Here is a 23040-nt window from a genome sequence, read left to right on the forward strand (position 1 = left end):
TCATAAACATTTCATATTTGGGTTTTATAATAAGTTATAGTCCAGTTTTTACTATACTTTGATATTCAAATATGTTATACTATGATTATCAAAGTAAATGAAAGGGGTTACGAACATGACGCCAGAAGAAATGTACCTGACAGATCGATTGGATGTACAGATAGCTTATTTTTTAAAGAAAAGTGTTCAACATCGTAGACGCTATAAGGTATTAAAAATAACAGAAATCGTGGCAGGTTTTCTCATAGCGGTCTTTTGTGCTATTCCTATGCCAGGTGATCGCTACCGTTTGATTTCGGTTGCCTTGTCCAGTCTAGGCTTGCTGTGTGAGGGGATTCTCAATTTGTATAATGCCAAGGAACACTGGATTTCTTACCAAAAAACTGCGCAACTCCTGGAGAGAGAAAAATTCCTCTATCAATGCCAAACAGAGAAATATGCAGGAAAAACCAAGGCTTTTGCCCTATTTGTCAAGACATGCGAAGGTCTTATCTCAGAGGAAATCAACCAGTGGGAAAGTATCCAGTCAAAAGAAGTGGCAGCTAGTGCAGATGCTCCAGAGAAAAAAGAGTAGGAGGTGGAGGAAATGTATCAATCCAGCTACCTATTGCCCTTGCTCTGGTTGAAAAAAGAAGCCGATAAGGAAAAGATGAGCGCGACTCAGTGCCAGATATTTTTCTTTTACTATCAAATGTTTGAACTCTTATTTGCTAGAGAAAGCGACTTGAGAGACTTATGTCTGGGAAGGCAAGGTTTTTATTTCTCGCAGTTAGAGAAAGATTTGCTTTCTGGAGTTTCCCACTTTCTAAAAAACTTGGAGGGAAAAGGGACTCTCAAGGCTAATCAAGAAGTATCAGCTCGCAAAGCCCTTTTTCTAGCCTTGACAACTAGCCAGTCAGATTGGCAAGCTTTGGCTCCTGTTTTTGATTTTTATCAGACTGTAGGGAGACTTGAACATCCTTCTCTCTTGAGTTCTCAGGACAGACAAGATCTGATGTGGATTTACCAGTCAGCTTTGGAGAAGGATTATAGTGTCAAGGTAATTGGCGACAAGCATTTTGTATTGAAGAGACAAGATGCTACTAAATTGACAGGGCGCCAAACTCAAACTTTGGAAATTCTGAGTCAATCAGAAGACTTGGTCAATCCTGTCTATGTTACATTAGGAGAAAAGGGGGTGCTCTTGCTTGATTAAGAGAGGAGATGTTGTAGCTCTTTATTTGCCTTTTCCAAGTATTAGTAGCGATTTGGCTGTGAAGAATCATATGTATATTTGTATTGACAACAGCATGACTAAAAACAAAGAGTTGGTTAAAAATCAGACCTTCAAACCAGCTCTCTTGACCAGACGTTTGGTCAAGAACTTTATGATAGAAGAGCCGGATTTAGCTCGTAATCCTTTTACAAGACCAACCTTGATTGACTTAGATAAGGTATTTATGTTGGATAATACGGTCATTCCGACTTCTTATCTAGCCAGACGGCGACGCAATGTCTCAGAAGAATTGTACGAGGAAATTTTGGATCACTTAGTCCAACCACGGCTGATTTCGCTGAACAAGTCTGAGTTTATGCAACTCAATCCAGGAACTTATTAGGAGGTAGAAGATGACAAATAAAGCAGTAAATGACTTTATACTAGCTATGGATTACGATAAAAAGAAACTCTTGACCCATCAGGGAGAGAGTATTGAAAATCGTTTCATCAAAGAGGGGAATCAGTTACCCGATGAGTTTGTTGTTATCGAAAGAAAGAAGCGGAGCTTGTCGACAAACACAAGTGATATTTCCGTGACAGCTACCAACGACAGTCGCCTCTATCCTGGAGCGCTTCTCGTAGTGGATGAGACCTTGTTGGAGAATAATCCCACTCTTCTTGCGGTCGATCGTGCTCCGATGACTTATAGTATTGATTTGCCTGGTTTGGCAAGTAGTGATAGCTTTCTCCAAGTAGAAGATCCCAGCAATTCAAGTGTTCGCGGAGCGGTAAACGATTTGTTGGCCAAGTGGCATCAAGATTATGGTCAGGTCAATAATGTCCCAGCTAGAATGCAGTATGAAAAAATCACGGCTCACAGCATGGAACAACTCAAGGTCAAGTTTGGTTCTGACTTTGAAAAGACAGGGAATTCTCTTGATATTGATTTTAATTCTGTCCATTCGGGCGAAAAGCAGATTCAGATTGTCAATTTTAAGCAGATTTATTATACAGTCAGCGTAGATGCTGTTAAAAATCCAGGAGATGTGTTTCAAGATACTGTAACGGTAGAGGATTTAAGGCAGAGAGGAATTTCTGCAGAGCGTCCTTTGGTCTATATTTCGAGTGTTGCTTATGGGCGTCAGGTCTATCTCAAGTTGGAAACCACGAGTAAGAGTGATGAAGTAGAGGCTGCTTTTGAAGCTTTGATAAAAGGAGTCAAGGTGGCTCCTCAGACAGAGTGGAAGCAGATTTTGGACAATACAGAAGTGAAGGCAGTTATTTTAGGGGGCGACCCAAGTTCGGGTGCCCGAGTTGTAACAGGCAAGGTGGATATGGTAGAGGACTTGATTCAAGAAGGCAGTCGCTTTACAGCCGATCATCCAGGTTTGCCGATTTCCTATACAACTTCTTTTTTACGGGACAATGTAGTTGCGACCTTTCAAAACAGTACAGACTATGTTGAGACTAAGGTGACAGCTTACAGAAATGGAGATTTACTCTTGGATCATAGCGGTGCCTATGTTGCCCAATATTACATTACTTGGGATGAATTATCCTATGATTATCAAGGTAAAGAAGTCTTGACTCCTAAGGCTTGGAACAGAAATGGGCAGGATTTGACGGCTCATTTTACCACTAGTATTCCTTTAAAAGGGAATGTTCGCAATCTCTCTGTCAAAATTAGAGAGTGTACCGGACTTGCCTGGGAATGGTGGCGTACGGTTTATGAAAAAACTGATTTGCCACTAGTACGTAAGCGGACGATTTCTATTTGGGGAACGACTCTTTATCCTCAGGTAGAGGATAAGGTAGAAAATGACTAGGCTCGTGATTTTAAAATGAGTCTATCAAACAGTGGCTGTAAGAAAAAGTAAAAAGGGTAGTAAAACTCCTTGCTATACAGGGATTAGCTACCTTTTGCTTGTTTTAGAAGTGCCGTTGTACTAGTCTAACTTCAGTATTATGTAAAATCAAAAAGAACATAAATTTATGTTTCAGGAACATATAAATTATGGTTTTGTTTAGAAACTCTTCTATTGATTTCTTAGAATACAATAGCACCTATAAGAACTGTTGAATTTCAAAGTATTTACTTGAACTATGATACGTCTGGAGTAGACTGTCAACAAAAGGTGCAGTAGGATTGTTTTTGTCGCTTATATCTATAAACTCAAAACAGTAGCTTGAGCTGACTTTGTCAAACTTGGCTGAAACTTTCTATTTGCAGATAATGGTCTAGTTTGTTTTTTGAATGTTGATAAGGATGGAAAGGCAAGGAAATCTTGGCAACAAAAGTGTCATCCTAGCTCGATTTGCTGAATAAAATCTCTTTCCTCTAGTGAAAATCGAAAAAACTTGTGTTATAATAAGAAAGATTAAAATGTGAAAAAAAGGAGATTCCTAATGGGACGTAAATGGGCCAATATCGTAGCCAAGAAAACGGCTAAAGATGGAGCTAACTCTAAAGTATATGCAAAATTTGGTGTAGAAATCTATGTAGCAGCTAAAAAAGGTGATCCAGATCCAGAATCAAACTCAGCCTTGAAATTCGTTATCGACCGTGCTAAACAAGCCCAAGTGCCAAAACACGTTATCGATAAAGCGATTGATAAAGCAAAAGGAAATACAGATGAAACCTTTACAGAAGGACGTTACGAAGGTTTTGGACCAAATGGTTCTATGCTGATCGTGGATACTTTGACTTCAAATGTCAACCGTACAGCGGCTAATGTCCGTGCAGCCTTTGGTAAAAATGGCGGAAACATGGGTGCTTCAGGTTCGGTTTCATACCTCTTTGACAACAAGGGAGTTATCGTATTTGCAGGTGAAGATGCGGACGCAGTCTTTGAGCAATTGCTAGAAGCAGACGTTGATGTGGACGATGTAGAAGCAGAAGAAGGTGCAATCACAGTTTACACAGCGCCAACTGACCTTCACAAGGCTATCGTTGCCCTCCGTGAGTCAGGTATTGAAGAATTCCAAGTGACTGAATTGGAAATGATTCCTCAGTCAGAAGTGGAATTGTCAGGCGATGACCTTGAAACCTTTGAAAAACTTTACAGTGTCCTTGAAGACGACGAAGACGTACAAAAAATCTACACAAATGTAGACGGGTTCTAATTTAACCTAGAGAACATAATCCTAAGTGAAAAAATCACTTGGGATTTTTTGGATCAAGAAAATAGTTCTCTAGGAAACTTTTTCTTGACATCTCTTTTCAAAGTGGTAAAATAGTTCTCATGAAAACTTATTTAGTTCCTAGGAGAACTAAATGCAATGGTTAGAAAGGAGTTAGTATGGATAAACCGATGTTAGTCTTTAAGCGTTTTGGTCATCAGATTCACCTGATGGTGCAAAAGGAAGCCAAACGTTGTGGTATTGAATTTATGGGTGGGCCTCAAGGTCAGGTTGTGCGTTTTTTGGATAATCGTGAGAAAAACCAAGACTTGGTCTTGATTAAAAATATAGAGCAGGAACTCAATATTACCAAGTCTGTTGCTAGTAATTTGGTCAAGCGTATGGTGCAAAATGGTTTGGTGGAATTGGAGTCGAGTCCTAGAGATAAGCGGGCAAAATTTGTTTGTTTGACGGACAAAGCACGTTCTCAAATGAAGCAGGTTAAGGCTTTTTTTGAACGAATAGACAAGCAGTTGATGGAAGACATTGATGAAGATGAATTACTGATTTTTGAGAAAGTGCTCGGTCAACTACAGGAAAATATCAAGAGAATAGGAGGAGAGAATGAAGAAATTAGCCAAAAGAATTAGTAGAAAAGAATGGGAGATGATTTTACTTGCCATTCTCTTTACTTGCTTTTCGGTCTATCTGGAGTTGGAAGTGCCGACCTATATCTCGAAAATTACGGATTTGCTAGGTAGTCAAGGAACTAATTTAGATGAGTTGTGGCAGCCGGCGAGCATGATGGTGGGAATGTCCTTTCTTGCCTTCTTGTCCGTAGTTGCAGTTGGATTTTTTGCATCCCGAGTGGCGGCTTCTTATACTAGTAGGCTGAGAAGTGATATTTTTAACCGAGTTTTAGACTACTCGCAGACAGAGATTAAGAAATTCTCTATTCCCAGTCTTTTAACTCGTACTACCAATGACATTACTCAAGTTCAAATGTTGATTACCATGGGTTTGCAAGTGGTTACGCGTGGTCCAATTATGGCTATCTGGGCTATCGGGAAGATTTTAGGTCATTCAGAATACTGGCTCTGGGCCGTACTTGTGGCAGTGATTGTCAATGTTTTGATGACGACCGTTTTGATGACGCTAGCCTTTCCAAAACAGTCCTTGATTCAGGGGCTGACAGACAAACTGAACAGTATCACTCGTGAGAGTTTAACAGGTATTCGTGTCGTTCGCGCCTACAATGCTGAAGAATACCAAAATGAAAAATTTGCATCAGTAAATGATGAATTGACACGCTTGAATTTGTTTGTCAACCGTCTTATGGCTATTTTGAACCCTATCATGATGGGGATTTCAAGTGGTTTGAGTGTGGCGATTTACTGGATTGGGGCCTATGTGATTAACGACGCTGCTCCAATAGCGCGTCTGCCTCTCTTTAGTGACATGATTGTTTTCATGTCTTATGCTATGCAGGTTGTCATGGGCTTCCTTCTCATGGGAGCACTCTTCATCGTTCTTCCCCGAACTATGGTCTCTGCCAAGCGGATCAACCAGGTTTTAGATTTACATTCTTCTATCCAAAACCCTGCTCAAGTGCAGCTGGCTGATGAAAACCTCAAAGGTCAGGTCGAGTTTAAGGATGTGACCTTCCGCTATGCGGCAAATTCGGAGGCGGTTATTGAGCATGTTAGCTTTAAAGCAGAAGCTGGTCAAACAGTGGCCTTTATTGGGTCAACAGGTTCTGGTAAATCAACTCTGGTCAATCTGATTCCACGATTCTACGACGTGTCAGAAGGAGAAATTCTGGTGGACGGTGTCAATGTTCAAGACTATGCCTTAGAAGATTTGCGCAACAAGGTTGGTTATATTCCTCAGAAAGCGGTTCTCTTTTCAGGTGATGTTAAGGGCAATTTGGACTTTGGACAGAGTCAAGAAACACCACTTAGTGAACAAGCTATGTGGCAAGCCTTAGAATTGGCCCAGTCTAAGAACTTTATCGAAGATAAGGAAGCGGGCTTAGCGTCAGAAGTGGCCCAAGGAGGAACCAACTTCTCAGGTGGTCAAAGACAGCGTCTAGCAATTGCGCGTGCCTTAGCTCGGAAGCCAGAAATCCTCATCTTTGATGACTCCTTCTCAGCCTTGGACTACAAGACAGACCGTGTCCTACGCCAAGAGTTAGCAGAGAAAACTAAGTCTATGACCAAGCTTATCGTCGCACAGCGTATTTCAACGATTATGGACGCAGATTTGATTTTGGTCTTGGATCAAGGAAAAGTCGTGGGGCAAGGCACCCACAAGGAACTTCTAGCTAATAATGAAGTTTACCAAGAAATTGCCTATTCACAACTATCGAAGGAGGAATTGGAACATGGAAAATAAGAAAATGTCTCTCTGGAAACAGAGTAAACCCTATCTTGCGGGCCTCCAGTTTGCCCTTCTGATTGCCTTTCTAGCAACAATCGTATCCAATATCATTACTGTATATGGTCCAACCCGCATCAAGGAAATGACTAATATTATTGCCAGTGGTCTGGAAACAAGTGTGGATGTCGCGGCAGTTGCAGCTATTGGTGGTTTTTTGGCCGCGATTTATGTGATTGGACTCCTATCAAATTATTTGCAGGCCTTTCTGTTTACAACAGCTATTCAACGATTTTCAGAGCGTTTGAGAAGAGCGATTGCAGAGAAAATCAATAGCCTACCATTGGGATATTTTGATGGACACTCTCAGGGGGATACTTTGTCTCGTGTAACCAATGATGTTGATACTGCAGCCCAGTCCCTTAATCAAAGTCTGGGAACAGTTCTTTCATCTAGTTTATTGGTCTTGGCAGTCTTGGTAACCATGTTTGGGATGAACTGGATTTTAGCCTTGGTGACGGTTGTTTCAACTCTTGTTGGCTTTGCTTTCGTGTCTGTCTTTATGGGCAAATCCCAGGGCTTCTTTAAGAGTCAGCAACAGGATTTGGCAGCTGTCAATGGTTATGTGGAGGAAATGTACTCTGGCCATAATGTGGTGACCAGTTACAATGCTATCGAGAGCACGAAAGAAGAGTTTGCGAAATTAAACCATCGTCTGTATGATAGTATCTGGAAATCTCAGTTTATTTCAGGGATTATGATGCCGATTATGATGTTTATTGGGAACTTCAGCTATGCCTTGGTGATTATCGTTGGTGCAGCCTTGGCCTTAAATGGGCACATCAGTATCGGGATTATAGTTGCCTTTATGGCCTACGTTCGTATCTTTTCTCAGCCCCTTTCACAAATTGCCCAAGGGATTACTAGTCTTCAGCAGGCTAGTGCGGCCATGGGACGTGTCTTCGAATTCCTAGCTGAAGAGGAAATGGAAGACGAATCCCATAAAGCAAGACAATTGAGCGATATGAAAGGTCAAGTGGTCTTTGATCGAGTTTCCTTTGGTTACACACCAGAGCGAACTATTATCCATGACTTTTCTGCGACAGCTCATGCAGGTCAAAAGGTTGCCATTGTCGGACCGACCGGAGCTGGGAAGACAACCATTGTCAATCTTTTGATGAAGTTTTATGAGATTGATAAGGGAAGTATCCGCATCGATGGCGTGAATACCAAGGAGATGAAGCGTTCGGAAGTACATGATGCCTTTTCAATGGTCTTGCAAGACACCTGGCTCTTTGAAGGGACCATTCGCGACAATCTCATCTATAACCAAGAGGGTATTAGTGATGAGCGCGTGATCGAAGCCAGCAAGGCTGTAGGGATTCACCACTTTATTATGACCTTACCAGATGGTTACGATACCGTCTTGGATGATACAGTGCCCTTGTCTGTCGGACAAAAACAACTCTTGACCATTGCTCGTGCTTTGCTGAAAGATGCGCCACTCCTAATCCTAGATGAAGCGACTTCTTCTGTTGATACCCGTACAGAGGAATTGATTCAGAAAGCTATGGATTGTTTGATGGAGGGCAGAACTTCCTTTGTCATCGCCCACCGCTTGTCTACTATCCGAAATGCTGATCTTATCCTCGTCATGAAAGATGGCAATATCATCGAGCAAGGCAATCATGATGAGCTAATGGCGCAAGCTGGTTTCTACGCTGACCTCTACAACAGTCAATTTACAGAAGACGAAGCAGAAGAATAAATCGAAAGAAGGCTTGACGGCCTTCTTTTTCTGCACTATACTAGAAGACAAGTGCTTCCCTTCAAGCAATACTCTTCGAAAATCTCTTCAAACCGCGTCAGCTTCGCCTTGTCGTAGGTATGGTTACTGACTTCGTCAGTTCTATCCACAACCTCAAAACAGTGTTTTGAGCTGACTCCGTCAGTCTTATTTACAACCTCAAAGCAGTGCTTTGAGCAGTCTGTGGTTAGCTTCCTAGTTTGCTCTCTGATTTTCATTGAGTATAAAATTTGAGTAAGTGATGAGAAAATATATGAAAAATTATCAAGAATTGTATGACCACATTGCTGGTAACATTGGAAATAAGCCCTTTCTTCTGAGCTTGTTAAGAGCTTTCAATCGGTTTATGACAATAGTTATGCCTATAGTTTATCTGACCTTGTTAGCAATTACCTATTTCCAAGAAGGACTTGGGAAAAAGATATGGATCTACTTGTTTGTTCCTGCGTCAGGTTTTGTGATTTTATCCCTTCTCCGTAAGAAAATCAATGCTCCTAGGCCTTATGAGGAATGGGATATTAAACCCTTGCTTGACAGAGATAGCCCTGGTCAGTCTATGCCCAGTCGTCATGTCTTTTCAGCAACCATTATCTCCATGGCTTGCTTACATGCTAGTTTATCCGTAGGGGTTATCTTGTTGGTCTTTTCAGCTCTACTAGGTCTAGTGAGAGTCTTAGGTGGAGTGTATTTTCTCGAGGATGTAGTGGTTGGCTATATTTGTGCTCTTGTGTGGGGTGTGATTTTCTTTCTATTTTGACCTGTAAGTTAATACTCAATGAAAATCAAAGAGCAAACTAGGAAGCTAGCCGCAAGCTGTACTTGAGTACGGTAAGGCGACGCTGACGTGGTTTGAATTTGATTTTCGAAGAGTATAAGGCGGTCCTAGAACCACTTACGTGCCTAAAGTAACCACTTGCTTTTTTGCTCTTGTTTTCTTATTTTAGCTTTGATATAGTAGAGTCAGAAAGGAGATGGAATGAAGTTACGAATCGAAATTGACAGCAATTTAGAGGAAACTGAAATTGTCATCAAGGCAGCTTCTTTGACAGATGAGATTGCGGATTTGCAGCGTCTCTTGCAAGAGTCCAAGTCTCCTCGGTTGATTTTCTACAAGGGGACGGGTGAATATTATCTGGACTTATCGGAAGTTCTCTTCTTTGAGACGGAAGGTAGCAAGATTTATGCCCATACCCAGAAAGATGCCTACGAGGTTCGGCTTAAACTCTATGAGTTAGAGGCTATCCTTCCTCGCTATTTTAGTCGAGTATCTAAGTCAACTATCGCTAATATTCGGCAAGTCTACTCGGTGGACAAGTCCTTTTCAGGAACGGGCACCATTTCCTTTTATCAGACCCACAAGGAGGTTCATGTGTCACGGCATTACCAATCCCTCCTAAAAGAAAATCTAAGAAACATGAGGTAATAAGATGAAAAAGAAAGCATTTGGTATTGTGTTGCTCATTTTGGCAGCATGGATTTTATTACAGGGACATTATGGTGTTCCATCTTTGGAGACTAAGTATTCTCCCTTCATCTTTATCGCTTTTCTATTGTATAAGGCAATAGAATCTTTCCTTAGACACCATTGGACAAGTGCCACTTTTTTAGCATTAACAGCATTAAATATAGTGAATCTTTTTTATGATTGGATTCAGCTATCTCCTGTTTCACTTATTTTGGCTAGTATTTTAATCGTAATGGGTGTCAGCGCACTCACTCACTCTAACAGAACTTGGAATGGCAAGAAATGGTGGTTCGATGGTGAAAAAACCATTTTTATAGATAAGGAAGTCGCTTTTGGGACTGGGACTTTCTACAAGCAAAACCAAGAATTGGTAGAAGACCAAGTAGAAGTTGGTTTTGGAAATGCCAAGATATATTATGACAATGCAGAGATGTTAGGAGATACTGCAACCCTGAAAGTAGAAGTTGGTTTTGGCAATGCAGTTATCTATGTTCCCCAACACTGGAGAGTTGATTTGAAGGTGGAAACTTTCTGTGGTGTAGCCAAGGCAGATACTTCTCTAGCCCCAACCAGCAAAACCTTGATTATCCGTGGAGATGTGGCTTTTGGGAAATTGGGAGTTGTCTACGTTAAATAAAAAAATCTTCACTTCAATCATCAAAATAGGCGTACTAAGAGTAGGAAATTGATGCCTTGCTCTGATTTCAGTTCTATGGTTGTTAGACTTTTAAAAATGAAATGTTGCCTTTAAAAGTTGTATATTTTTCGATATTTTGGCTCTTACGTTTGATGTATCTATGTCCTACAGCGTGGATGATGTAGTGTCAAATGTTTTAAAAAAATGAATGATATTGGACAGTTTTTTTGGCCTCTAATTGCTCAGGAGCTATGAAAGCAAGCGCTTGGGTTTATGACAAGGGAGAATGGTATTATGTAAGTTCTTCTGGTTCCATGCTAGCGAATGATTGGGTCAAAGACAATGGCAAGTGGTATTATCTGGCTTCATCAGGTAAGATGCTGCGTAATACTTACACACCTGATGGTTACTACGTTGGTAACTCAGGCGCCTGGCAATAGGAATAATACTCTTCGAAAATCTCTTCAAACCACGTCAGCTTCATCCACAACCTCAAAACAGTGTTTTGAGCTGACTTCGTCAGTTCTATCTACAACCTCAAAGCAGTGCTTTGAGCAACCTGCGGCTAGCTTCCTAGTTTGCTCTTTGATTTTCATTGAGTATAAGAAGTCCTTTTCCTTCAAGGAAGAGGCTTTTTACTTGCTTTTCTGCTGCTTCCTCATTTGTCCTAAAGCCTTTTTTGTGTTAAAATGAATGGTATGAAAGCTAAAAAAATGTGGATGGCAGGCTTGGCTCTGTTTGGTATTGGGAGCCTTGCCCTTGCTACGAAAAAAGTTGCAGATGACCATAAGCTCAGGAAGACTCAGGAAGAGTTGACAGCGATTGTGCGAGACCATTTTTCAGACATGGGGGAAATTGCTACCCTCTATGTTCAAGTTTATGAAAGCAGTCTGGAGAGCTTGGTTGGTGGCGTGATTTTTGAGGATGGTCGTCATTATACCTTTGTCTATGAAAATGAAGACCTAGTCTATGAGGAGGAAGTTTTATGATACAACCAGCAAGTTTAGAAGAATTAGCATCCTTAGTAGAAAAAGATGGCAAGAAGGTCTTTCTTTTTGTGGCAGACTGGTGTGGCGATTGTCGTTATATCTATCCTGCCTTACCAGAAATTGAGGAGACCAATCCAGAGTTCACCTTTATTCGTGTGGACCGAGACCAGTATATGGATTTGGCCAAACTCTGGGATGTTTACGGCATTCCTAGCCTTGTTGTTCTAGAAAAGGACAAGGAAATCGGTCGTTTTGTCAATCGCGACCGTAAAAGCAAGCAACAAATTAACGACTTTTTAGCAGGATTGAAATAGGAGAAAAGAGAAACAATGATTTTTACATATAACAAAGAACATGTCGGTGATGTCCTTATGGTCATCGTGAAAAATAGCGGAGATTCCAAACTGGACGTGGAGCGCAAAGGCAAGGTAGCCCGTGTTTTTCTCAAAGATAATGGGGAAACAGTGGCTTGGAATATTTTCGAAGTTTCAAGTTTATTTGAAATTGCAGAGCGCGGCCAAGTCTTTTTGTCAGATGAGCAAGTAGCATGTTTAAACCAAGAGTTGCAGGCAGAAGGATTTACAGAAGAAATTGTCAATGACAAGGAACCTAAGTTTGTTGTTGGTGAGATTGTCGAGATGGTAGCCCATCCAGATAGTGACCACCTCAACATCTGCCAAGTTGCAGTCGCAAGTGATAAGACCGTACAAATCGTTGCAGGAGCTCCCAATGCGCGTGTCGGTCTGAAAACCATTGTGGCTCTTCCTGGAGCTATGATGCCCAAAGGCAACCTCATTTTCCCAGGTGAGCTTCGTGGTGAAAAGAGTTTTGGAATGATGTGCAGTCCTCGTGAATTGCATCTGCCAAATGCTCCGCAAAAACGTGGGGTGCTTGAATTATCAGAAGACCAAGTTGTCGGAACTCCATTTGATCCAGCTAAACACTGGACTGCCTAAGAAGTTGTTAGTATCTGATAGACCAGCTAGAAGGAAATAAGATGGCAAAAAATGTTGTGATTACAGGAGCGACATCAGGTATTGGTGAAGCAATTGCGCGTGCTTATCTGGAGAAGGGTGAGAATGTCGTTCTAACTGGACGACGGATAGACCGATTAGAAACCCTCAAGTCGGAGTTTGCAGAAACTTTTCCAAATCAAACAGTTTGGACTTTTCAACTAGATGTGACGGATATGATCATGGTAAAGATTGTCTGCTCTGATATTCTAGAAACGATAGGTCAGATTGATATTCTGGTCAACAATGCCGGACTGGCTCTAGGTTTAGCACCTTATCAGGACTATGAAGAGTTGGATATGTTGACCATGCTGGATACCAATGTCAAAGGTTTGATGGCAGTTACTCGCTGTTTCTTGCCAGCAATGGTAAAAGCCAATCAAGGACATATCATCAACATGGGGTCAACCGCAGGAATCTACGCCTATGCAGGTGCCGCTGTTTACTCAGCTACCAAGGCAGCAGTTAAGACCTTTTCAGATGGTCTGCGAATTGATACCATTGCAACAGATATCAAGGTGACCACCATTCAGCCTGGAATTGTCGAAACAGATTTTTCTACAGTGCGTTTTCATGGTGACAAAGAGCGAGCTGCGTCCGTTTACCAAGGAATCGAAGCCTTGCAAGCTCAGGATATTGCAGACACAGTAGTCTATGTGACCAGTCAACCTCATCGTGTGCAGATTACAGATATGACTATTATGGCCAATCAACAGGCGACAGGTTTCATGGTTCATAAAAAGTAAAAAATTTGGCTCTTTGTCAACTGTAGTGGGTTGATGAAAAGCTAAGATCTAGAAAGGACAAATTTCGTCCTTTCTTTTTTGATGTTCAGAGCGATAAAAATCCGTTTTTTGAAGTTTTCAAAGTTCCGAAAACCAAAGGCATTTCGTTTGATAAGCTTGATGAGATTATTAGTGGCTTCCAATTTTGCGTTAGAATAGGGTAGTTGAAGAGCGTTGACAATTTTTTCTTTGTCCTTGATAAAGGTTTTAAAAACAGTCTGAAAAAGAGGATGAACCGGCTTAAGATTGTCCTCAATAAGTCCGAAAAATTTCTCTGATTCCTTATTCTGAAAGTGAAAAAGCAAGAGTTGATAGAGATTATAGTGGTGTTTCAAGTCTTCTGAATAGCTCAAAAGCTTGTCAAGAATCTCTTTATTGGTTAAGTGCATACGAAAAGTAGGGCGATAAAATCGCTTATCACTGAGTTTACGACTATCTTGTTGAATGAGCTTCCAGTAACGCTTGATAGCCTTGTATTCATGGGATTTTTGATCGAACTGATTCATGATTTGGACACGCACACGACTCATAGCACGGCTTAAATGTTGTACAATATGGAAACGATCTAGAACGACTTTAGCACATGGAAAAAGCTGTTTAGCTAAGGCATAGTAGGGACTAAACATATCCATAGTAATGATTTTCACTCGACATCGGACGGCTCTATCATATTTAAGAAAGTGATTTCGAATAATAGCTTGTGTTCTTCCCTCAAGAACAGTGATGATATTGAGATTGTCAAAATCTTGCGCAATGAAACTCATCTTTCCCTTGGTAAAGGAGTACTCATCCCAAGACATAGTCTTTGGAAGCCGAGAAAAATCATGCTTAAAGTGAAAGTCATTGAGCTTGCGAATAACAGTTGAAGTTGAAATGCCAAGCTGATGAGCAATATCGGTCATAGAAGTTTTTTCAATCAGCTTCTGAGCAATTTTTTGGTTGATGATACGAGGGATTTGATGATTTTTCTTTACTAGAGGAGTCTCAGCAACCATCATTTTTGAGCACTGATAGCAGTTAAAACGGCGTTTTCTAAGGAGAATTCTAGTAGGCATACCAGTTGTTTCGAGGTAAGGGAGCTTAGATGGTTTTTGAAAGTCATATTTTTTCATTAGACTTCCACAATCAGGACAAGAAGGGGCCTCATAATCCAGTCTAGCGATGATTTCTTTGTGGGTATCCCTATTTATGATGTCTATAATCTGGATATTAGGGTCTTTAATATCGAGTAGTTTTGTGATAAAATGTAATTGTTCCATATGATTCTTTCTAATGATGGTTTTGTCGCTTTTCATTATAGATCTTATGGGACTTTTTTTCTACAACAAAATAGGCTCCATAATATCTATAGGGGATTTACCCACTACAAATATTATAGAGCCAAAAATTTCCTCGAAAAGTTACAAATTTCTGTAACTTTTTTTGATTTTCTACGAATAGATAAGTAGGAGGAAGAAAATATGTATAATAAAGTTATTTTAATCGGACGCTTGACGTCTACACCAGAATTGCACAAAACCAACAATGACAAGTCAGTAGCGCGAGCAACTATCGCTGTAAATCGTCGTTACAAAGACCAAAACGGGGAACGCGAAGCTGATTTTGTCAATATGGTCCTATGGGGCAGACTAGCAGAAACTTTGGCAAGCTACGCAACCAAAGGTAGTCTTATTTCCGTTGATGGGGAATTGCGTACCCGTCGTTTTGAGAAAAATGGTCAAATGAATTATGTGACCGAAGTACTTGTCACAGGATTCCAACTCTTGGAAAGTCGTGCCCAACGTGCTATGCGAGAAAATAATGCAGGTCAAGATTTGTCGGATTTGGTTTTGGAAGAGGAGGAATTGCCATTTTAAACATTAAAAAGTCTGAGTTGGTCTCAGGCTTTTTATCTTGAGAAAGTCAGACTTTTTTCTTGACTATTTCTGACCAAGTGATACAATAGAACTATGATTTAGCACTCAGATATAAAGAGTGCTAATACTATCTATCTCATTATGGAGGAAATCAGATGTTGAAACCATTAGGGGACCGTGTGGTCTTAAAAATAGAAGAAAAGGAACAAAATGTTGGAGGTTTTGTCCTTGCAGGCTCAGCCCAAGAAAAAACAAAGACAGCCAAAGTTGTGGCTACTGGACAAGGTGTTCGTACCTTGAACGGTGACTTGGTAGCTCCAAGTGTTAAGCCTGGAGACCGTGTCTTAGTTGAAGCTCACGCAGGTCTTGATGTCAAAGATGGCGATGAAAAGTACATCATCGTAGGCGAAGCTAACATCTTGGCAATCATTGAAGAATAGAAGGAGAAAGTAAGTATGTCAAAAGAAATTAAATTTTCATCTGATGCTCGTTCAGCTATGGTCCGTGGTGTCGATATCCTTGCAGATACTGTTAAAGTAACCTTGGGACCAAAAGGTCGTAACGTCGTTCTTGAAAAATCATTTGGCTCACCCTTGATTACCAATGACGGTGTGACCATTGCCAAAGAAATCGAATTGGAAGACCATTTTGAAAATATGGGTGCCAAATTGGTATCAGAAGTAGCTTCAAAAACCAACGATATCGCAGGTGATGGGACTACAACTGCAACTGTTTTGACCCAAGCAATCGTCCGTGAAGGAATCAAAAACGTCACAGCAGGTGCAAATCCAATTGGCATTCGTCGTGGAATTGAAACAGCGGTTGCTGCAGCGGTTGAAGCTTTGAAAAACAACGCCATCCCTGTTGCCAACAAAGAAGCTATCGCTCAGGTTGCTGCCGTATCTTCTCGTTCTGAAAAAGTCGGTGAGTACATTTCTGAAGCTATGGAAAAAGTTGGCAAAGATGGTGTCATCACTATCGAAGAGTCACGTGGTATGGAAACAGAGCTTGAAGTCGTAGAAGGAATGCAGTTTGACCGTGGTTACCTTTCACAGTACATGGTGACAGATAGCGAAAAAATGGTGGCTGACCTTGAAAATCCATACATTTTGATTACAGACAAGAAGATTTCAAATATCCAAGAAATCTTGCCACTATTGGAAAGTATTCTCCAAAGCAACCGTCCGCTTTTGATTATTGCGGATGATGTGGATGGTGAGGCTCTTCCAACCCTTGTATTGAACAAGATTCGTGGAACCTTCAACGTAGTAGCAGTCAAGGCACCTGGTTTTGGTGACCGTCGCAAAGCCATGCTTGAAGATATAGCCATCTTAACAGGCGGAACAGTTATCACAGAAGACCTTGGTCTTGAGTTGAAAGATGCTACAATTGAAGCACTTGGTCAAGCAGCGAGAGTAACTGTGGACAAAGATAGCACGGTTATCGTAGAAGGTGCGGGAAATCCTGAAGCGATTTCTCACCGTGTTGCAGTTATCAAGTCTCAAATCGAAACCACAACTTCTGAATTTGACCGTGAAAAATTGCAAGAACGTTTGGCGAAATTGTCAGGTGGTGTAGCGGTTATTAAGGTCGGAGCTGCAACTGAGACTGAGTTGAAAGAAATGAAACTCCGCATCGAAGATGCCCTCAACGCTACTCGTGCAGCCGTTGAAGAAGGTATCGTTGCAGGTGGTGGAACAGCCCTTGTAAATGTTATCCCAGCCGTGGCTGATTTGGAATTGATAGGAGACGAAGCAACGGGTCGCAATATTGTTCTTCGTGCTTTGGAAGAACCTGTTCGTCAGATCGCCCACAATGCAGGATTCGAAGGTTCTATTGTTATCGATCGTTTGAAAAATGCCGAACTTGGTACAGGCTTCAACGCAGCAACTGGTGAGTGGGTTAACATGATTGATCAAGGGATTATCGACCCAGTTAAAGTGAGCCGTTCAGCCCTACAAAATGCAGCATCTGTAGCCAGCTTGATTTTGACTACGGAAGCAGTCGTAGCCAATAAACCAGAACCAGTGGCCCCAGCTCCAGCAATGGATCCAAGCATGATGGGCGGCATGATGTAAGCTTTCTGTAGATAGCAACTTATAAAAAACACAAAAGGAGGGAATGGCTATTCCTCCTTTTTTATGCTATTCACTTCTAAATTGATTTGAGCTCTCCTAACTTATATGATAAAATAAGACTAGAAAAAGGAGAAGAACATGATCGATGTAGAAGAAATTCTGAGCAAGATGAACCCCAATCAGAAGATTAATTATGACCGTGTCATGCAGAAGATGGTACAAGTATGGGAGAAAAATGAGCAACGTCCAACTATTCTCATGCACGTTTGCTGTGCCCCTTGTAGTACTTATACTCTAGAATATTTGACTAAGTATGCAGACGTGACTATCTATTTTGCCAATTCTAATATCCATCCCAAGGCAGAATACCATAAGCGTGCCTATGTGACTAAAAAGTTTGTCAGTGATTTCAATGAGCGAACTGGCAATAACGTTCAATACCTAGAAGCTCCTTATGAACCTAACGAATATCGTAAACTGGTTCGAGGTTTGGAAGAAGAGCCTGAAGGTGGTGACCGTTGTAAGGTTTGCTTTGACTACCGACTGGATAAGACAGCTCAAGTGGCTATGGATCTGGGCTTTGACTACTTTGGTTCAGCTTTGACCATCAGTCCTCATAAGAATTCTCAAACCATTAACAGCATCGGAATCGATGTGCAAAAAATTTATACAACCCACTATCTTCCAAGTGATTTCAAGAAAAATCAAGGCTACAAACGTTCAGTGGAGATGTGTGAAGAGTATGATATCTATCGTCAATGTTATTGTGGATGCGTCTATGCGGCCCAGGCTCAGAATATTGATTTGGTTCAGGTTAAGAAGGACGCCACAGCGTTCATGCTTGATAAGGATGTTGAAAAAGACTATTCCCACATCAAATTTACTGTTACGAAATTAGATATATAGAAATCAACCCAGCTGAAAAGCTGGTTTTTTCAAATAAAAAAACCAGGGCTTTCACCCTAGTTTGACAACTTTACCGATTCTTTAGTTCTACATAGCGCTTGTACCAAATGTTTACATAGGCTTCTGAGAAAGGACCACGTCCATTATTAATCCAATCAACAAGAATTTTGACATGTTCTTTTAAAATATAGTCCAAGTCATCAGAATAATTCATTTTGCGTTTGTGACGCTCATACTCCTCAACGTCCAAGAGGCGTTTCTCTCCATCTGTAAAAATTTTAACATCCAAATCGTAATCAATATACTTCAGTGCTTCTTCATCCAGATAGTAGGGGCTAGCCATATTGCAATAGTAGGAAGTTCCATTATCACGAATCATGGCAATGATATTAAACCAATATTTCTTGTGAAAGTAAACAATAGCCGGTTCTCGAGTGACCCAACGACGACCATCACTTTCGGTAACAAGTGTATGATCGTTGACACCAATAATGGCGTTTTCTGTTGTTTTTAGTACCATGGTGTCCCGCCAAGTTCGGTGGAGACTCCCATCATGCTTATAACTTTGAATTGTAATAAAGTCGCCTTCTTTTGGAAGCTTCATAACTAACCAACTTTCTACAATTTATAAGTTTATCATTTACTATTGTACCATAAAATTACCTAAAATCTGTGAATTTCACTTGGAAATATTAAAGATATTCTCTAAGAGCGCTTGCTATATCCGAAAAATCGTAGCCTTTGCGTGCTAAAACTTGGGTTAAACGCTGTTTAAGTTCGTATCCTTCATACTTTCGAGCATACTTAGCATATTGCTTATCAAGTTCCTTGAAGATGAGTTCTTGAGTCGTTTCTTGGTCGACTTGGCTATCTAAGTCGTCAAAGGCACTTTTAGCATCAGAATAAGAAAAACCCTTGTTAGTCAAGTTCTGGATAATCTTATCTTGCAGGGCACGAGCTGGAAGTTTTCCCTCATATTTTTTCAATAGTTTATTGGCTACACGTTGAGCAACTTCCGAAAAATCAAATTCTTTCAAGTTCTCTTCTATAGTAGATTTTGAAACCCCCTTTTGTGCTAGTTTCTGAGTCAGTACATAAGGCCCCTTGTCTCCTGAAAGTTGATTGGCATTGATGATAGCATAAGCGTACTGGCTATCATTAATCCACTTATCTTCTTTAAGATTAACAATGACTTGAGAAACGATGTTTTCATCAATATCGTATTTTTTCAGATATTCTCTGACTTCTTTTTCAGTGCGTGCTTTAAAGGATAAATGGTAGAGGGCCAGATTCTTACCATAAGAAAATTGAGCAAAGTCCTGAATCTCTTTCAATTCTTCTTCGCTTATCACCTTATCTCTCGATAACATAAAACGAACAATAGTATCTTCAGTAATGTAGGATTTGTTGTCATTATCAAGCTCCATCAGATAGAGTCTTTTTTTCTTTTCAAGTTTTGTGATTTTCATAGTTCTATTATAACTCAAAATGTGATAAGATAGGGGTATGAATCTGAAAGTGAAACAAAAAATACCATTAAAAATTAAGCGCATGGGAATTAATGGTGAGGGAATCGGCTTTTACCAAAAAACGTTAGTTTTTGTACCTGGAGCTCTCAAAGGAGAAGATATCTATTGTCAGATTACTTCTATTAAACGTAACTTTGTTGAAGCGAAATTACTGAAGGTCAACAAGAAGTCTAAATTCCGTGTTGTGCCAGCATGTACTATTTACAATGAGTGCGGAGGCTGCCAAATCATGCATCTGCATTATGATAAGCAGCTGGAGTTCAAGACGGACTTGCTTCATCAAGCGCTGAAAAAATTTGCTCCTGCAGGATATGAGAACTATGAAATTCGTCCAACTATTGGAATGCAGGAACCAAAATATTATCGAGCTAAGTTACAATTTCAGACTCGAAAATTTAAGAATCAGGTCAAGGCAGGCTTATATGCACAAAACTCTCACTATTTAGTAGAGTTGAAAGACTGCCTGGTACAAGACAGGGAAACCCAAGTGATTGCTAATCGTCTAGCGGAATTACTTACTTATCACCAGATTCCAATCACAGATGAGAGAAAAGTTCTAGGTGTTAGGACTATTATGGTCCGACGAGCAAGAAAGACTGGACAGGTTCAGGTTATTATTGTTACAAATCGTCAGCTTAATTTAACCCAACTAGTAAAAGACTTAGTTAAAGATTTCCCAGAAGTTGTGACAGTAGCTGTGAATACAAATACAGCTAAAACCAGTGAGATTTATGGTGAAAAGACAGAGATTATCTGGGGACAAGAGAGTATTCAAGAAGGTGTACTCGATTATGAATTTTCACTATCTCCTCGAGCTTTCTATCAACTAAATCCTGAACAAACAGAAGTTCTTTATAACGAGGCGGTAAAAGCCTTGGATGTTAATAAAGAAGACCATTTGATTGACGCTTATTGTGGAGTTGGAACGATTGGGTTTGCCTTTGCAAAGAAAGTAAAGACACTCAGAGGTATGGATATTATTCCAGAAGCCATTGAAGATGCCAAGCGAAATGCTAAAAGAATGGGATTTGACAATACTCATTATGAAGCTGGAACAGCAGAAGAGATTATTCCTCGTTGGTACAAGGAAGGCTACCGAGCAGATGCTCTGATTGTGGACCCACCACGTACAGGTCTGGATGATAAGTTATTAGATACTATTCTTACTTATGTACCAGAAAAAATGGTTTATATTTCTTGTAATGTTTCGACCTTGGCTCGTGATTTGGTACGCTTAGTAGAAGTCTACAATGTCCATTATATCCAGTCAGTCGATATGTTCCCACATACCGCACGAACTGAGGCTGTTGTAAAATTAATAAAAAAAGTTTAAAAAAGGTGTTGACAAAGTTTGAAAAGTCGGTATAATAGTAAGAGTTGAAAATACCAACTCTGGTCCGTTGGTCAAGGGGTTAAGACACCGCCTTTTCACGGCGGTAACACGGGTTCGAATCCCGTACGGACTATAGTATGTTGCAGATGGAACACTTGATGAAAAAAGTTTTAAAAAGTTTCAAAAAAGTGTTGACAAGCGAAAGCGGCTGTGATATACTAATATAGTTGTCGCTTGAGAGAAGCGAGTGACAAAGACCTTTGAAAACTGAACAAGACGAACCAATGTGCAGGGCACTACAACTAAGGTTGTAGTACTGAACAATGAAAAAAACAATAAATCTGTCAGTGACAGAAATGAGTGAGAACTCAAACTTTTAATGAGAGTTTGATCCTGGCTCAGGACGAACGCTGGCGGCGTGCCTAATACATGCAAGTAGAACGCTGAAGGAGGAGCTTGCTTCTCTGGATGAGTTGCGAACGGGTGAGTAACGCGTAGGTAACCTGCCTGGTAGCGGGGGATAACTATTGGAAACGATAGCTAATACCGCATAAGAGTAGATGTTGCATGACATTTACTTAAAAGGTGCAATTGCATCACTACCAGATGGACCTGCGTTGTATTAGCTAGTTGGTGGGGTAACGGCTCACCAAGGCGACGATACATAGCCGACCTGAGAGGGTGATCGGCCACACTGGGACTGAGACACGGCCCAGACTCCTACGGGAGGCAGCAGTAGGGAATCTTCGGCAATGGACGGAAGTCTGACCGAGCAACGCCGCGTGAGTGAAGAAGGTTTTCGGATCGTAAAGCTCTGTTGTAAGAGAAGAACGAGTGTGAGAGTGGAAAGTTCACACTGTGACGGTATCTTACCAGAAAGGGACGGCTAACTACGTGCCAGCAGCCGCGGTAATACGTAGGTCCCGAGCGTTGTCCGGATTTATTGGGCGTAAAGCGAGCGCAGGCGGTTAGATAAGTCTGAAGTTAAAGGCTGTGGCTTAACCATAGTACGCTTTGGAAACTGTTTAACTTGAGTGCAAGAGGGGAGAGTGGAATTCCATGTGTAGCGGTGAAATGCGTAGATATATGGAGGAACACCGGTGGCGAAAGCGGCTCTCTGGCTTGTAACTGACGCTGAGGCTCGAAAGCGTGGGGAGCAAACAGGATTAGATACCCTGGTAGTCCACGCCGTAAACGATGAGTGCTAGGTGTTAGACCCTTTCCGGGGTTTAGTGCCGTAGCTAACGCATTAAGCACTCCGCCTGGGGAGTACGACCGCAAGGTTGAAACTCAAAGGAATTGACGGGGGCCCGCACAAGCGGTGGAGCATGTGGTTTAATTCGAAGCAACGCGAAGAACCTTACCAGGTCTTGACATCCCTCTGACCACTCTAGAGATAGAGTTTTCCTTCGGGACAGAGGTGACAGGTGGTGCATGGTTGTCGTCAGCTCGTGTCGTGAGATGTTGGGTTAAGTCCCGCAACGAGCGCAACCCCTATTGTTAGTTGCCATCATTCAGTTGGGCACTCTAGCGAGACTGCCGGTAATAAACCGGAGGAAGGTGGGGATGACGTCAAATCATCATGCCCCTTATGACCTGGGCTACACACGTGCTACAATGGCTGGTACAACGAGTCGCAAGCCGGTGACGGCAAGCTAATCTCTTAAAGCCAGTCTCAGTTCGGATTGTAGGCTGCAACTCGCCTACATGAAGTCGGAATCGCTAGTAATCGCGGATCAGCACGCCGCGGTGAATACGTTCCCGGGCCTTGTACACACCGCCCGTCACACCACGAGAGTTTGTAACACCCGAAGTCGGTGAGGTAACCGTAAGGAGCCAGCCGCCTAAGGTGGGATAGATGATTGGGGTGAAGTCGTAACAAGGTAGCCGTATCGGAAGGTGCGGCTGGATCACCTCCTTTCTAAGGATAAGGAACTGCGCATTGGTC

Annotated in this window: 25 protein-coding genes, 1 tRNA gene, 1 rRNA gene and 1 pseudogene; 23 read left to right on the forward strand and 5 right to left on the reverse strand. The window is 41.3% G+C overall.

Annotated elements, in window-relative coordinates; genetic code table 11:
• Positions 1-115: 115 nt before the first annotated feature.
• The 8 genes from ACLV7Q_RS01580 (at position 116) to ACLV7Q_RS01615 (ending at position 8462) form a co-directional block, all read left to right on the forward strand.
• Positions 116-574, forward strand: coding sequence for a DUF4231 domain-containing protein (locus ACLV7Q_RS01580; RefSeq protein ID WP_173261663.1), 459 nt, complete (start codon positions 116-118; stop codon positions 572-574).
• Positions 575-586: 12 nt separating this feature from the next.
• Entirely contained in the window at positions 587-1195 is a 609-nt protein-coding gene (locus ACLV7Q_RS01585; RefSeq protein WP_218758074.1) for a hypothetical protein, read from the forward strand.
• Entirely contained in the window at positions 1188-1598 is a 411-nt protein-coding gene (locus ACLV7Q_RS01590; protein ID WP_000595751.1) for a hypothetical protein, read from the forward strand. The genes ACLV7Q_RS01585 and ACLV7Q_RS01590 overlap by 8 nt, the downstream gene beginning before the upstream one ends.
• Positions 1599-1608: 10 nt before the next feature.
• Complete coding sequence (gene ply, locus ACLV7Q_RS01595) at positions 1609-3024, forward strand: cholesterol-dependent cytolysin pneumolysin (RefSeq protein WP_061438673.1); 1416 nt, start codon at positions 1609-1611, stop codon at positions 3022-3024.
• A gap of 580 nt (positions 3025-3604) precedes the next feature.
• Entirely contained in the window at positions 3605-4321 is a 717-nt protein-coding gene (locus ACLV7Q_RS01600; RefSeq protein ID WP_057488302.1) for a YebC/PmpR family DNA-binding transcriptional regulator, read from the forward strand.
• Between the two features lie 176 nt (positions 4322-4497).
• The gene (locus ACLV7Q_RS01605; RefSeq protein WP_218758062.1) at positions 4498-4968 is read left to right on the forward strand and encodes a MarR family winged helix-turn-helix transcriptional regulator; all 471 of its coding nucleotides are present in this window, start codon (positions 4498-4500) and stop codon (positions 4966-4968) included.
• The gene (locus ACLV7Q_RS01610) at positions 4943-6712 is read left to right on the forward strand and encodes an ABC transporter ATP-binding protein (protein WP_218758061.1); all 1770 of its coding nucleotides are present in this window, start codon (positions 4943-4945) and stop codon (positions 6710-6712) included. Before ACLV7Q_RS01605 ends, ACLV7Q_RS01610 begins: the two co-directional genes overlap by 26 nt.
• Positions 6702-8462 (forward strand): ABC transporter ATP-binding protein, encoded by a 1761-nt coding sequence (locus ACLV7Q_RS01615; RefSeq protein WP_218758060.1) that lies wholly within the window; start codon positions 6702-6704, stop codon positions 8460-8462. The genes ACLV7Q_RS01610 and ACLV7Q_RS01615 overlap by 11 nt, the downstream gene beginning before the upstream one ends.
• A 35-nt stretch (positions 8463-8497) precedes the next feature.
• On the opposite strand, the gene ACLV7Q_RS01620 is transcribed toward ACLV7Q_RS01615, so the two are convergent.
• Positions 8498-8719: a hypothetical protein gene (locus tag ACLV7Q_RS01620; RefSeq protein WP_218758059.1), complete on the reverse strand. Its 222-nt coding sequence runs from the start codon at positions 8717-8719 to the stop codon at positions 8498-8500.
• Between the two features lie 35 nt (positions 8720-8754).
• Between ACLV7Q_RS01620 and ACLV7Q_RS01625 the strand changes: the two genes are divergently transcribed.
• The 4 genes and pseudogenes from ACLV7Q_RS01625 to ACLV7Q_RS01640 all read left to right on the forward strand — a co-directional run.
• Entirely contained in the window at positions 8755-9258 is a 504-nt protein-coding gene (locus ACLV7Q_RS01625) for a phosphatase PAP2 family protein (RefSeq protein ID WP_218758058.1), read from the forward strand.
• A 219-nt stretch (positions 9259-9477) separates the two neighbouring features.
• A complete protein-coding gene (locus ACLV7Q_RS01630) occupies positions 9478-9924 on the forward strand; it encodes a LytTR family DNA-binding domain-containing protein (protein WP_218758057.1) in 447 nt (148 codons plus the stop codon).
• A 4-nt stretch (positions 9925-9928) separates the two neighbouring features.
• Entirely contained in the window at positions 9929-10603 is a 675-nt protein-coding gene (locus tag ACLV7Q_RS01635) for a hypothetical protein (RefSeq protein WP_218758056.1), read from the forward strand.
• A 242-nt stretch (positions 10604-10845) separates the two neighbouring features.
• Positions 10846-11043: pseudogene (locus tag ACLV7Q_RS01640) on the forward strand (N-acetylmuramoyl-L-alanine amidase family protein); the annotation flags it as partial.
• A gap of 24 nt (positions 11044-11067) precedes the next feature.
• Here the strand turns inward: ACLV7Q_RS01640 and ACLV7Q_RS01645 are convergent.
• Positions 11068-11199, reverse strand: coding sequence for a hypothetical protein (locus tag ACLV7Q_RS01645; protein ID WP_033679736.1), 132 nt, complete (start codon positions 11197-11199; stop codon positions 11068-11070).
• A gap of 93 nt (positions 11200-11292) precedes the next feature.
• On the opposite strand from ACLV7Q_RS01645, the gene ACLV7Q_RS01650 reads away from it, so the two are divergent.
• Genes ACLV7Q_RS01650 through ACLV7Q_RS01665 form a run of 4 tightly spaced genes read left to right on the forward strand, consistent with a single transcriptional unit; the run spans position 11293 to position 13351 of the window.
• Positions 11293-11592, forward strand: a complete 300-nt coding sequence (locus tag ACLV7Q_RS01650) for a DUF4651 domain-containing protein (RefSeq protein ID WP_172934433.1) — start codon at positions 11293-11295, stop codon at positions 11590-11592.
• The gene (locus ACLV7Q_RS01655) at positions 11589-11906 is read left to right on the forward strand and encodes a thioredoxin family protein (RefSeq protein ID WP_000615777.1); all 318 of its coding nucleotides are present in this window, start codon (positions 11589-11591) and stop codon (positions 11904-11906) included. The genes ACLV7Q_RS01650 and ACLV7Q_RS01655 overlap by 4 nt, the downstream gene beginning before the upstream one ends.
• A 15-nt stretch (positions 11907-11921) precedes the next feature.
• A complete protein-coding gene (ytpR, locus tag ACLV7Q_RS01660; protein WP_173307400.1) occupies positions 11922-12548 on the forward strand; it encodes a YtpR family tRNA-binding protein in 627 nt (208 codons plus the stop codon).
• Positions 12549-12589: 41 nt separating this feature from the next.
• Positions 12590-13351: an SDR family NAD(P)-dependent oxidoreductase gene (locus ACLV7Q_RS01665; protein WP_173307401.1), complete on the forward strand. Its 762-nt coding sequence runs from the start codon at positions 12590-12592 to the stop codon at positions 13349-13351.
• 41 nt (positions 13352-13392) lie between these two features.
• On the opposite strand, the gene ACLV7Q_RS01670 is transcribed toward ACLV7Q_RS01665, so the two are convergent.
• Positions 13393-14649, reverse strand: coding sequence for an ISL3 family transposase (locus ACLV7Q_RS01670; RefSeq protein ID WP_173306895.1), 1257 nt, complete (start codon positions 14647-14649; stop codon positions 13393-13395).
• Between the two features lie 201 nt (positions 14650-14850).
• On the opposite strand from ACLV7Q_RS01670, the gene ACLV7Q_RS01675 reads away from it, so the two are divergent.
• From ACLV7Q_RS01675 to ACLV7Q_RS01690, 4 genes are all read left to right on the forward strand, one after another.
• Positions 14851-15246, forward strand: a complete 396-nt coding sequence (locus ACLV7Q_RS01675; RefSeq protein ID WP_173307402.1) for a single-stranded DNA-binding protein — start codon at positions 14851-14853, stop codon at positions 15244-15246.
• 155 nt (positions 15247-15401) lie between these two features.
• Positions 15402-15686, forward strand: coding sequence for a co-chaperone GroES (groES, locus tag ACLV7Q_RS01680; protein ID WP_173307403.1), 285 nt, complete (start codon positions 15402-15404; stop codon positions 15684-15686).
• 15 nt (positions 15687-15701) lie between these two features.
• The gene (gene groL, locus ACLV7Q_RS01685; RefSeq protein ID WP_173307404.1) at positions 15702-17324 is read left to right on the forward strand and encodes a chaperonin GroEL; all 1623 of its coding nucleotides are present in this window, start codon (positions 15702-15704) and stop codon (positions 17322-17324) included.
• 138 nt (positions 17325-17462) lie between these two features.
• Positions 17463-18230, forward strand: coding sequence for an epoxyqueuosine reductase QueH (locus tag ACLV7Q_RS01690; RefSeq protein WP_049510180.1), 768 nt, complete (start codon positions 17463-17465; stop codon positions 18228-18230).
• A 70-nt stretch (positions 18231-18300) separates the two neighbouring features.
• Here the strand turns inward: ACLV7Q_RS01690 and ACLV7Q_RS01695 are convergent, their stop codons facing one another.
• Both ACLV7Q_RS01695 and recX read right to left on the reverse strand, forming a co-directional pair.
• Complete coding sequence (locus tag ACLV7Q_RS01695) at positions 18301-18834, reverse strand: DUF402 domain-containing protein (protein WP_000775321.1); 534 nt, start codon at positions 18832-18834, stop codon at positions 18301-18303.
• An 88-nt stretch (positions 18835-18922) separates the two neighbouring features.
• Entirely contained in the window at positions 18923-19699 is a 777-nt protein-coding gene (gene recX, locus ACLV7Q_RS01700; protein WP_173307405.1) for a recombination regulator RecX, read from the reverse strand.
• A 37-nt stretch (positions 19700-19736) separates the two neighbouring features.
• On the opposite strand from recX, the gene rlmD reads away from it, so the two are divergent.
• The 3 genes from rlmD to ACLV7Q_RS01715 all read left to right on the forward strand — a co-directional run bounded on the left by rlmD (position 19737) and on the right by ACLV7Q_RS01715 (position 23013).
• A complete protein-coding gene (rlmD, locus tag ACLV7Q_RS01705) occupies positions 19737-21092 on the forward strand; it encodes a 23S rRNA (uracil(1939)-C(5))-methyltransferase RlmD (RefSeq protein WP_218758102.1) in 1356 nt (451 codons plus the stop codon).
• A 61-nt stretch (positions 21093-21153) separates the two neighbouring features.
• Positions 21154-21225, forward strand: a tRNA-Glu gene (locus tag ACLV7Q_RS01710).
• 242 nt (positions 21226-21467) lie between these two features.
• Positions 21468-23013: ribosomal RNA gene (locus tag ACLV7Q_RS01715) — 16S ribosomal RNA — on the forward strand.
• Positions 23014-23040 lie beyond the last annotated feature (27 nt).

The organism is Streptococcus mitis, assembly GCF_965111725.1.
Taxonomy (GTDB): Bacteria; Bacillota; Bacilli; order Lactobacillales; family Streptococcaceae; genus Streptococcus; species Streptococcus mitis_DV.